The sequence below is a fragment of the Enterobacter sp. 50793107 genome (assembly GCF_001463365.1).
Taxonomy (GTDB): Bacteria; Pseudomonadota; Gammaproteobacteria; order Enterobacterales; family Enterobacteriaceae; genus Enterobacter; species Enterobacter cloacae.
The window spans coordinates 212216-219887 of sequence record NZ_LNII01000075.1 but is presented as its reverse complement, the minus strand read 5'-3'; the positions used below and the strand labels follow the sequence as shown (position 1 = coordinate 219887).

At 57.8% G+C, this 7672-nt stretch carries 7 protein-coding genes; 4 read left to right on the top strand and 3 right to left on the bottom strand.

The annotated features are described in order from the left end of the window. Positions 1-189: 189 nt before the first annotated feature. On the top strand, positions 190-837 hold the full coding sequence (entD, locus tag APU11_RS11415) for an enterobactin synthase subunit EntD (protein ID WP_058651250.1): 648 nt from the start codon (positions 190-192) through the stop codon (positions 835-837). 80 nt (positions 838-917) lie between these two features. Here entD and nadS read toward each other — a convergent pair whose 3' ends face one another. From nadS to betT, 3 genes are all read right to left on the bottom strand, one after another. Next, positions 918-1202 (bottom strand): NadS family protein, encoded by a 285-nt coding sequence (gene nadS, locus APU11_RS11410; RefSeq protein WP_013097645.1) that lies wholly within the window; start codon positions 1200-1202, stop codon positions 918-920. A 1-nt stretch (position 1203) separates the two neighbouring features. After that, positions 1204-1590, bottom strand: coding sequence for a type II toxin-antitoxin system RelE/ParE family toxin (locus APU11_RS11405; RefSeq protein WP_058651249.1), 387 nt, complete (start codon positions 1588-1590; stop codon positions 1204-1206). A 137-nt stretch (positions 1591-1727) separates the two neighbouring features. Then, complete coding sequence (gene betT / locus APU11_RS11400) at positions 1728-3761, bottom strand: choline BCCT transporter BetT (RefSeq protein ID WP_038981034.1); 2034 nt, start codon at positions 3759-3761, stop codon at positions 1728-1730. 128 nt (positions 3762-3889) lie between these two features. Between betT and betI the strand changes: the two genes are divergently transcribed. The 3 genes from betI to betA are packed head-to-tail and all read left to right on the top strand — an operon-like array spanning position 3890 to position 7641. After that, positions 3890-4477, top strand: coding sequence for a transcriptional regulator BetI (betI, locus tag APU11_RS11395; RefSeq protein WP_058651704.1), 588 nt, complete (start codon positions 3890-3892; stop codon positions 4475-4477). Between the two features lie 13 nt (positions 4478-4490). Continuing rightward, complete coding sequence (betB, locus tag APU11_RS11390; protein ID WP_058651703.1) at positions 4491-5963, top strand: betaine-aldehyde dehydrogenase; 1473 nt, start codon at positions 4491-4493, stop codon at positions 5961-5963. 13 nt (positions 5964-5976) lie between these two features. Then, the gene (gene betA / locus APU11_RS11385) at positions 5977-7641 is read left to right on the top strand and encodes a choline dehydrogenase (RefSeq protein ID WP_058651702.1); all 1665 of its coding nucleotides are present in this window, start codon (positions 5977-5979) and stop codon (positions 7639-7641) included. Positions 7642-7672: the final 31 nt, after the last annotated feature.

The following is a 7672-nucleotide window of genomic DNA, read 5'->3' as shown; positions in this document are numbered from 1 at the left end:
ACATATTTTTCGTCGGCAGCGTTCGTTGGGTTTGTCTGTAAAGGCACGATGAGGTCTCTTCTGATTTGTTAGCGCAACCAGTAGATCACACTTCATCGTGCTTTTCATTTTTCTGGGGAACCCTCAGTCCTGTGGGAGAGGGCCAGGGTGAGGGCAGCAGGCCGCACAATACTGACTGAAGGGAATACCATGCACACAACCCACAGCACGTTCGTTCTCGCCAGCCTCACCGTTCACCGCATCACCTTTGACCCCACCACCTTCACCGACGCCGATCTCCTCTGGCTCCCCCATCACACACAGCTGGCTGACGCCGGACGCAAACGCAAAGCCGAACATCTGGCGGGCCGCATCGCCGCCGCGCATGCCTTACCTGGCCATGCCGTTCCCGGCATCGGCCCCAGCGGCGAACCGCTCTGGCCGCACGGGGTTTCGGGTAGCATCACTCACAGCGGCACGCAGGCGATGGCGGTTGTGGTTCACCATCCTCATGCCCTTGTAGGTATCGATACAGAGGCGATCCTTTCCGACCGTGAAGCCCATGAAATCCAGTACGGTATCATCAATGCGCAGGAAGCGGCGTGTTTAACGCGTTCAGGCTACCCTTTTGCACAGGCGCTGACGCTCGCGTTTAGCGCGAAAGAAAGTTTGTTTAAAGCGCTGTTTCCGCAGGTAAAGATTTACATGGGTTTTGACTGTGCGAGAGTCGCAGCGTTAGATGATAAAACCCTTGTGCTGGGGCTTTCGCGCCCGGCTGGAGAATATGCGGAGGGTACACGTTTCACCCTCTTCTGGCACAAAAGGGATGACAGCGTGTTGACGCTGCTACAAGCCTGATGGCGCTTCGCTTATCAGGCCTACAAAGTTGGCTCGCGGTAGGCCGGGTAAGGCGAAGCCGCCACCCGGCATGAGGGGGCTCATTGAGCTGCAAGCGCTTTATAAAACGCGGGATCCTTCTGAATCACATTGAGAACCTTCGCCGCCAGCCCGGTTGGGTTACGACGTTTAGACTCCCAGCTTTTTATGGTATCAACGCTCGTGCCAAGCGCCTTCGCCATTTCGCTTTGAGTAACATTTAGCTGTTCTCTGATTGCGCGAACATCCGCGACTTCATAGCGGGTTACCCTGGAAGCGGCTTTCCTTCCGCTATGGATCTCAACGGCCTCTTCAAGCGAAGTTTTTAACTCATCAAAGATACTCATGTCAGCCTCCTTCTGCCTGAACGGAGTACATAGTACACCTTTCATTTACGGCATTGGAAGCAGTATTTTTCAGCACAGAAGTCAGTTTTTTAAGTTCTGCTTTCTCTGCCTCAGTCAGGCTGTCTTTAGTGTTTTTTGGGTAGGCCATAATGAAATAGATCACCTCCTTCGTGGCCAAAAAGTAAATCACTCTTGCACCGCCTCTCTTTCCTTTTGGGCCTGTAGCCATCCTTATTTTACGTAAACCCCCCGTCTGCTGGATCAGGTCGCCTTTATCAGGCCAGGCAATGAGTTCCTTTTGCAGATCCTTTAATTCATCATCCGTAGCAATGCTTTTAATCTGCCGGGTAAAGAGTGATGTTTCGATAAACTCTATCGCGTGATTCATCCATGTTTCCTTCCCTAATCGCAGCAAAAACCTAAGACATCAAAGTCAGGCTCTTGCTGCATTGTTACTCTTCCTTGAGTAATACTGCTCCAGGGAACTGTATTTATATACAGACAAAAGGAGTTTTAAGAATTCGTTTAGACATCCGGGAACATCACGCTATTCCCCGGCGCTTCCCTGTGGAGATGGATAAAGTTCAGGTGCCGTTCATACTGGTCCAGAATGTCCGTAATCACCTGCTCCTTGCTGTAATCCATCAAATCATTCCCCTGGCTGCCTTCCAGCAGGAAGGTCTCCAGCCGGTAGTAGGTCGATTTGCCGCTGCGCGCGCGGTAGGTAAACCCGGGCACCGAATACTGCTGCGGCCAGATCTGATAGACAAAGTTCTGCTCGTCGCCCATATGCACCAGCAGATCCAGGTGCCCCAGGGTCTCGCCCTCTTCCGGCGGCAGGTTTTTCAGCTCCACGTAGGCACCGCGTAATCGCAACTCCTGCGCCACCTCTTCCATTGCCGGGAAGCAGACCGTCTCCATCATCTGGCTGGTGTAGCGAGTGCCCGGGTAGTTCATCAGGCGCGAGAGACGCTTCTTCCAGCTCAGTCTGTCCTGGGCGCCCATCGGACGCGGCGCGGTATCGCGGCTGGCGCTGACGCGGCGGTAGTCTTCCACCTTGAGCGATTTATACAGCCCGGCCATCACAAAGAAGATCACAAAGCTGAACGGCAGCCCCATGATCACCGTGGTGTTCTGCAGGGCGGAAATCCCGTTGGTCATCAGCATGCCGAGCGTCAGCAGGCCGATGGCGACCGACCAGAAGATACGCAGCCAGTTTGGTGCATCGCTGTTGATGTCCTTCAGCTTCGAGGTGAAGTTCCCCAGCACCAGCGCACCGGAATCCGCTGAGGTGACGTAAAACAGCAGACCGGTAATGGTGGCCACGGAGGCGCTAAAGGTGAACGCCGGATATTGCGCCAGCAGGCTGTAAAATCCGCGCTCCGGGTGCGCCATCGCCTCCTGCGCAAACGCCGCGTCACCGTGGATGATCTCATGCAGCGCACTGTTGCCAAAGACCGACAGCCACAGCAGGGTAAAGGTGAACGGAATGATCAGCGTGCCCATCACGAACTGGCGGATGGTGCGCCCGCGCGAAATACGCGCCAGGAACAGGCCGACAAACGGCGACCACGCCACCCACCACGCCCAGAAGAACAGCGTCCAGTTGTTCATCCACTCCACCGGGCGGTCAAAGGCGAAGCTGTTCAGCGTCATGCCCATAAAGCGGTTCACGTAGTCACCCACGTTCAGCACTAAGGCATTGAGCAGGAACGAGGTGTCGCCCACAAACAGCACAAACAAAATCAGCCCCAGCGCCAGCGCGACGTTCAGCTCGGAGAGCACGCGGATCCCCTTATCCACGCCGGCAGTGACCGAGATGGTGGCGATAATCACCGACAGCGCGATCAGCGCGGCTTTCGCCGCCAGCGAATCCGGGATATCAAACAGCACGCTCAGCCCGTAGTTGAGCTGCACCACGCCAATGCCAAGCGTGGTGGCGATACCGAAGATGGTGCCGATCACCGCCGCAATATCGACGCTGTGCCCTATCGGGCCGTTTATCTTTTTACCGAAAATCGGGTACAGCGCGGAGCGGATGGTGAGGGGTAAATTATAACGATAGCTAAAGTATCCGAGCGCCATGCCCATCAGGGCGTACATCGACCAGCCGGTCAGTCCGTAGTGGAACAGCGTCCAGACCATCGCCTGGCGCGCGGCCTCCATCGTCTGCCCTGCCCCTTCCGGCGGCTGCATATATTGCGTGACCGGTTCGGCCACGGAGAAGAACATCAGGTCGATGCCGATACCGGCGGCAAACAGCATCGCCGCCCAGCTTAACAGACTAAACTCGGGTTTTGACTGCTCGGGCCCGAGCTTCACCGAGCCAAAGCGCGAACAGGCAATGCAGACAACAAAGACAATATAGAGCGTCGCCGCCAGCAAATAGTACCAGCCGAAGGTCTTCGACACCCAGTTCAGGGTGCGCCCAATCCACTCGGCAGAGAAGTCGCTAAAGAAGATCGTCATCAGGGAAAACAACAAAATCAGTCCTGCGGATGTATAAAAAACAACCGGATTGATTTTGTCCTTTTCTCTGTCTTGCGAAAGATCTGTCATCCAGTATCCCCACTATTTTTGTAACTATTAAAATCCAAATCCGCAACAATTAAGACACATTTTATATTGAACGTCCAATCAAAAACCGCTTTAATGGTTAACCAACGCTGATGAATGGAGTGGCAAAAATGCCCAAAGTGGGGATGCAGCCGATCCGGCGCAGGCAACTGATCGACGCCACGCTGGAAGCAATAAATGAAGTGGGAATGCATGACGCAACCATCGCGCAGATCGCCCGTCGGGCGGGAGTCTCAACCGGGATCATCAGTCACTACTTCAAAGATAAAAATGGCCTGCTGGAAGCGACCATGCGCGACATCACCGGCCAGCTGCGCGACGCGGTTCTGAGCCGCCTGCATGCCCTGCCGGATGGCAGCGCAGAGCAACGATTGCAGGCGATTGTCGGCGGCAACTTTGATGAAACCCAGATCAGCAGCGCGGCAATGAAAGCCTGGCTGGCCTTCTGGGCGAGCAGCATGCATCAGCCGATGCTCTACCGGTTGCAACAGGTAAGCAGCCGCCGTTTGCTTTCAAACCTGGTGTACGAATTCCGCCGCGAACTGCCGCGTGAACAGGCGCAGGAGGCGGGCTACGGGCTTGCAGCGCTGATCGACGGGTTGTGGCTGCGCGCCGCGCTAAGCGGCAAACCGCTGGATAAAAACGTAGCCCAGTCGCTCACCAGCCACTTTATCAGCCAGCATTTACCGACCGAATAACCGAGGAGAATTTATGTCCCGAATGGCAGAACAGCAGCTTTATATCAATGGTGGTTATACATCCGCCACCAGCGGTCGCACCTTCGAGACCATTAACCCGGCTAACGGCGACGTTCTGGCGACCGTACAGGCCGCCGGGCGCGAAGATGTCGATCGCGCCGTCCAGAGTGCCCGGCAAGGGCAAAAAATCTGGGCGGCAATGACCGCCATGGAGCGCTCGCGCATTCTGCGTCGCGCCGTCGATATCCTGCGCGAGCGGAACGACGAACTGGCGAAGCTGGAAACCCTCGACACCGGTAAAGCGTATTCGGAAACCTCAACCGTGGATATCGTCACCGGTGCGGACGTGCTGGAGTACTACGCGGGGCTGATCCCGGCGCTGGAAGGCAGCCAGATCCCACTGCGCGATACCTCTTTCGTCTACACCCGTCGCGAGCCGCTGGGCGTGGTGGCGGGTATTGGCGCGTGGAACTACCCGATCCAGATCGCCCTGTGGAAATCCGCCCCGGCGCTGGCGGCGGGCAACGCGATGATCTTCAAGCCGAGCGAAGTCACCCCCCTCACCGCCCTGAAGCTTGCGGAAATCTACACCGAAGCGGGCCTGCCGGACGGCGTGTTTAACGTTCTGCCGGGCGTAGGCGCGGAGACCGGCCAGTACCTGACCGAACACCCGGGCATCGCGAAAGTCTCCTTCACCGGTGGCGTCGCCAGCGGCAAAAAGGTGATGGCGAACTCGGCGGCCTCGTCCCTGAAAGAGGTGACGATGGAGCTGGGCGGCAAATCCCCGCTGATTGTGTTTGACGATGCGGATCTCGATCTCGCTGCCGACATCGCGATGATGGCCAACTTCTTCAGCTCCGGCCAGGTCTGCACCAACGGCACCCGCGTGTTCGTACCCGCGAAGTTCAAGGCCGCGTTTGAGCAGAAAATTGTTGAGCGCGTGGGCCGCATCCGCGCGGGCGATCTGTTCGATGAAAACACCAACTTTGGCCCGCTGGTCAGCTTCCCGCACCGCGACAATGTGCTGCGCTATATCGCCAAAGGCAAAGAGGAAGGTGCGCGCGTGCTGTGCGGCGGCGACGTGCTGAAGGGCGAAGGCTTTGACAACGGCGCGTGGGTCGCTCCGACCGTGTTCACCGACTGCACCGACGAGATGACCATTGTGCGCGAAGAGATCTTCGGGCCGGTGATGTCCATCCTCACCTATGAATCTGAAGAAGAAGCTCTCCGCCGCGCCAACGATACCGACTACGGGCTGGCGGCAGGCATCGTGACGGCCGATCTGAACCGGGCCCATCGCGCGATTAATCAGCTTGAGGCGGGTATTTGCTGGATCAACACCTGGGGTGAATCCCCGGCAGAGATGCCGGTTGGCGGCTACAAACACTCCGGTATCGGCCGTGAAAACGGCGTGATGACGCTCCAGAGTTACACCCAGGTGAAGTCCATCCAGGTTGAGATGGGTAAATTCCAGTCCATATTTTAACCGGGAGGTTTTTTTGCAATTTGACTACATCATTATTGGTGCCGGCTCTGCCGGCAACGTTCTGGCAACACGACTGACTGAAGATCCGGATACCACCGTTCTGCTGCTTGAAGCGGGCGGCCCGGATTACCGCTTTGACTTCCGCACCCAGATGCCTGCCGCACTGGCATTCCCGCTGCAGGGCAAGCGCTACAACTGGGCGTATGAAACCGAGCCAGAGCCCTATATGAATAACCGCCGCATGGAGTGCGGACGCGGTAAAGGGCTGGGCGGGTCGTCGCTCATCAACGGCATGTGCTACGTGCGCGGCAACGCGATGGATCTGGACAACTGGGCGAAAGAGCCGGGTCTGGAGCACTGGAGCTACCTCAACTGCCTGCCCTACTACCGTAAGGCTGAAACTCGCGACGTGGGTCCGAACGACTACCACGGCGGCGACGGCCCGGTGAGCGTCACCACCTCCAAACCGGGCGTGAACCCGCTGTTTGAGGCAATGGTGGAAGCGGGCGTACAGGCGGGCTACCCGCGCACGGACGATCTCAACGGCTATCAGCAGGAAGGGTTCGGCCCGATGGACAGAACGGTTACGCCACAGGGCCGACGCGCCAGTACCGCGCGCGGCTATCTGGACCAGGCGAAGCAGCGCCCGAACCTGACCATCTGCACCCACGCCATGACCGATCGCATTCTCTTTGACGGCAAGCGCGCCGTGGGCGTTGAGTGGCTGGAAGGCGAAAGCACCATCCCGTCCAAAGCATCGGCAAACAAAGAGGTGCTGCTGTGCGCAGGCGCAATTGCCTCTCCGCAGATCCTGCAACGCTCCGGCGTGGGCAACGCGGAACTGCTGAAGCAGTTTGATATTCCGCTGGTGCATGACCTGCCCGGCGTGGGCGAAAACCTGCAGGATCACCTGGAGATGTATCTCCAGTACGAATGCAAAGAGCCGGTCTCCCTCTACCCTGCCCTGCAGTGGTGGAACCAGCCGAAGATTGGCGCCGAGTGGCTGTTTGGCGGCATCGGCGTGGGGGCGAGCAACCACTTCGAGGCGGGTGGGTTTATCCGCAGCCGCGAGGAGTTCGAGTGGCCGAACATTCAGTATCACTTCCTGCCGGTGGCGATTAACTACAACGGCTCCAACGCGGTGAAAGAGCACGGCTTCCAGTGTCACGTTGGGTCGATGCGCTCACCAAGCCGCGGGCACGTGCGTATTAAATCGCGCGATCCGCACCAGCATCCGGCGATCCTGTTCAACTATATGTCCCACGAGCAGGACTGGCAGGAGTTCCGCGATGCGATCCGCATCACCCGCGAAATCATGCATCAGCCCGCGCTGGACAAATACCGTGGCCGCGAAATCAGCCCGGGGGTTGAGTGCCAGACCGACGAACAGCTGGACGAGTTTGTGCGCAACCACGCCGAAACCGCCTTCCACCCGTGTGGAAGCTGCAAAATGGGCTATGACGAGATGGCGGTAGTCGATGGCGAAGGCCGCGTTCACGGGCTGGAAGGGTTACGCGTGGTGGATGCGTCGATCATGCCGCAGATCATCACCGGCAACCTGAACGCCACCACCATTATGATCGGTGAGAAAATTGCTGATGCCATTCGCGGGCGCGAGCCGCTGGCGAAGAGTACAGCGGCGTATTACGTGGCGAACGGAGCGCCGGTAAGACGCTGAGTGGTTCCCCCTCTCCCCAAAGGGAGAGGGG